At 53.0% G+C, this 2500-nt stretch carries 1 rRNA gene (running past one end of the window); it reads right to left on the minus strand.

Going from position 1 to position 2500, the window contains the following annotated elements:
* Window positions 1–2488, minus strand: a 23S ribosomal RNA gene (locus FJ941_RS03755) (it extends 344 nt beyond the left edge of the window).
* Window positions 2489–2500 lie beyond the last annotated feature (12 nt).

Here is a 2500-nt window from a genome sequence, read left to right on the forward strand (position 1 = left end):
TTGGGACCTGCTCCAGCCCCAGGATGCGATGAGTCGACATCGAGGTGCCAAACAACCCCGTCGATATGGACTCTTGGGGGTCATCAGCCTGTTATCCCCGGCGTACCTTTTATCCGTTGAGCGATGGCCCTTCCACGCGGGACCACCGGATCACTATGACCGACTTTCGTCTCTGCTCGACTTGTCAGTCTCGCAGTCAGGCAGGCTTATGCCATTGCACTCAGCGAACGATTTCCGACCGTTCTGAGCCCACCATCGCGCGCCTCCGTTACTCTTTAGGAGGCGACCGCCCCAGTCAAACTACCCACCATACATTGTCCCGGACCCGGATAACGGGCCGCGGTTAGACATCCATAGTAATAAGGGTGGTATTTCAAGGGTGGCTCCACCTGAGCTGGCGCCCAGGTTTCAAAGCCTACCACCTATCCTACACATGCCACTACGAATGCCAATGTAAAGCTATAGTAAAGGTGCACGGGGTCTTTCCGTCTAACCGCAGGAACCCCGCATCTTCACGGGGAATTCAATTTCACTGAGTCTATGCTGGAGACAGCGGGGAAGTCGTTACGCCATTCGTGCAGGTCGGAACTTACCCGACAAGGAATTTCGCTACCTTAGGACCGTTATAGTTACGGCCGCCGTTTACTGGGGCTTCGATTCAGAGCTTGCACCCCTCCTCTTAACCTTCCAGCACCGGGCAGGCGTCAGACCCTATACGTCGTCTTGCGACTTCGCAGAGCCCTGTGTTTTTGATAAACAGTCGCTACCCCCTGGTCTGTGCCACCCTCCTCTACTTGCGTAGAAAAGGGTCACGCTTCTTCCGAAGTTACGCGTGCAATTTGCCGAGTTCCTTCAGCATAGTTCTCTCAAGCGCCTTGGTATACTCTACCAGACCACCAGTGTCGGTTTCGGGTACGGTTTATAAGGAGGAGCTATTTCCTGGAACCACGCAGCAGCCCGCTCAATCCGATAAGATTGGACTACCTCAATGATCCGTCACTACCTCCAAGCCCACGAATATTAACGTGGTTCCCATCGACTACGCGTTTCCGCCTCGTCTTAGGGGCCGGCTAACCCTGCTCAGATTAGCTTTAAGCAGGAACCCTTGGTCTTTCGGCGGGGGAGTCTCTCACTCCCCTTACGTTACTCATGTCAGCATTCGCACTTCTGATACCTCCACCACCCCTCACGGGTATGGCTTCATCAGCTTACAGAACGCTCCGCTACCGCTTGGCCCTTGCGGACCAAACCCTAAGCTTCGGTGTATGGCTTTAGCCCCGTTACATTTTCGGCGCAAAGACCCTTATTTAGACCAGTGAGCTGTTACGCTTTCTTTAAATGATGGCTGCTTCTAAGCCAACATCCTGGTTGTTTTGGGATCCTCACATCCTTTCCCACTTAGCCATAACTTGGGGACCTTAGCTGTAGGTCAGGGTTGTTTCCCTTTTCACGACGGACGTTAGCACCCGCCGTGTGTCTGCCGACTAGTACTCCCAGGTATTCGGAGTTTGGTTAGGTTTGGTAATCCGGTGAGGACCCCTAGCCCATCCAGTGCTCTACCCCCTGGGGTATTCGGTCGACGCTCTACCTAAATAGATTTCGCGGAGAACCAGCTATTTCCGAGTTTGATTGGCCTTTCACCCCTAGCCACAAGTCATCCCGAACTATTGCAACAGTTATGGGTTCGGTCCTCCAGTAAGTGTTACCTTACCTTCAACCTGCTCATGGCTAGATCACTCGGTTTCGGGTCTAATGCGACGAACTGAACGCCCTGTTCAGACTCGCTTTCGCTGCGCCTACACCTAGCGGTTTAAGCTTGCTCGTCACACTAAGTCGCTGACCCATTATACAAAAGGTACGTGGTCACCCAGGACGAACCTTGGGCTTCCACTGTTTGTAGGCAATCGGTTTCAGGTACTCTTTCACTCCCCTTGTCGGGGTGCTTTTCACCTTTCCCTCACGGTACTAGTTCGCTATCGGTCATGCACGAGTACTTAGGCTTGGAGGGTGGTCCCCCCAATTTCAGACAGGATTTCACGTGTCCCGCCTTACTCGAGGACGATTGATTGCATTACGCGTACGGGGCTGTCACCCACTATGGCCCTACTTTCCAGAAGGTTCCGCTTGTCTCTCAATCGCCACTGGCCTGGTCCGGGTTCGCTCGCCACTACTTCCGGAGTCTCGGTTGATGTCCTTTCCTACGGGTACTTAGATGTTTCAGTTCCCCGCGTTCGCCACTTTATCCCTATGTATTCAGGATAAGTTACCTATATCTGATACTTGGAAACCACAGCAGCACCAGCGCAATCTCGAAGAGATTGTCGCTCATGCTACTCTGATTTTCCAAGCACCTTAGGTGGGTTTCCCCATTCGGAAATCTACGGATCAAAGGGTATTCGCACCTCCCCGTAGCTTATCGCAGCGTATCACGTCCTTCATCGCCTGTGCATGCCAAGGCATCCACCAATTGCCCTTAAGACACTTGATCGTTCTCATTGCC

This window comes from Mesorhizobium sp. B2-3-13 (genome assembly GCF_006442195.1).
Classification (GTDB): Bacteria; Pseudomonadota; Alphaproteobacteria; order Rhizobiales; family Rhizobiaceae; genus Mesorhizobium; species Mesorhizobium salmacidum.